The 1,170-nt window shown below is 62.3% G+C and carries 1 protein-coding gene; it reads right to left on the bottom strand.

Translation table 11 applies throughout. The features are described from left to right. Position 1 precedes the first annotated feature (1 nt). On the bottom strand, positions 2-1,087 hold the full coding sequence (locus AC1DYD_RS41390; RefSeq protein ID WP_478178495.1) for an IS630 family transposase: 1,086 nt from the start codon (positions 1,085-1,087) through the stop codon (positions 2-4). Positions 1,088-1,170 lie beyond the last annotated feature (83 nt).

The following is a 1,170-nucleotide window of genomic DNA, read 5'->3' as shown; positions in this document are numbered from 1 at the left end:
TCTAGTGTCGTGAGTTAGAAGTTCGCAAACAAAATCTCTCGACGCTCGCAAGGATGTCATCGGCAGTCTTTGACCAGACGAACGGCTTGGGGGCGCTGTTGTTGATCTTGATGTAGTGCCTGATGGCCTGTTCGAGCTGGCGCGTGGAGCGATGCGTGCCGCGGCGGATGTACTTCTGCGTCAGGGTGGCGAACCAGCGTTCGACCTGGTTCAGCCAGGACGCAGAGGTCGGCGTGAAGTGCACCTGAAAGCGCGGATGTCGCGCAAGCCAGTTCCTGATGGCGGGAGTCTTGTGTGTTCCGTAGTTGTCCATCACGAGGTGAATGTCCAGCACTGCCGGCACGTTGGCCTCGATGGTGCGCAGGAATTGCAGGAACTCGGTGCTTCGATGGCGGCGATGCAAGTCCCCGATGACCGATCCGGTGGCGATGTCCAACGCCGCGAAGAGCGTGGTCGTGCCGTGGCGCTCATAGTCGTGGGTACGGCGCTCGGCGATGCCAGGTGCCAGGGGGAGCAAGGGCTGCGTGCGATCCAGCGCCTGAATCTGGCTCTTCTCGTCCACGCACAGGACCATGGCCATGAGCGGCGGGTCAAGGTACAGCCCGACGATGTCGCGCACCTTCTCTACAAACAGCGGGTCGCTGGAGAGCTTGAAGGTCTCTTGGCGATGAGGCTGGAGTCCGAATGCGCGCCAGATGCGAGACACCGCCGTTTGCGACAGGCCGGTTTCGCGCGCCATGGTGCGTGTGCTCCAATGCGTCGCCGCGTCGGGAACGCTCTCCAGCGTCTTGGCGATCACGGCGTCGACCCGCGCGTCGTCAATCGTTCGCGGTGCGCCAGGCCGAGGGGCGTCAAGCAGTCCGTCCAGCCGATGCTCGACGAATCGGGCGCGCCACTTCGAAACCGTCTGCTGCGTCACGCGCTGGCGGCTCGCAACCACCTTGTTGTCCACGCCCTCGGCGCAGGCCAGAACAATGCGAGCGCGCAACGCCAAAGCCTGTGCGGTCTTGCGCCGCAGCGTCAGCGCCGTGAGTTGCTCGCGTTCGGTTTCGCTCAGCACCAGTTCTGTCTTAGGTCTTCCTCGCATGGCCGCCTCGTCGTGTGCATACGGTACACGATCGATTCGGCGCTCCTTGATTAGTTCAATGAACTTCTAACTCACGACACTAG

Source organism: Variovorax sp. P4_B11 (assembly GCF_056402355.1).
Note: the sequence above shows the minus strand (reverse complement) of the source record. Positions and strands in the feature narration are given on the sequence as shown.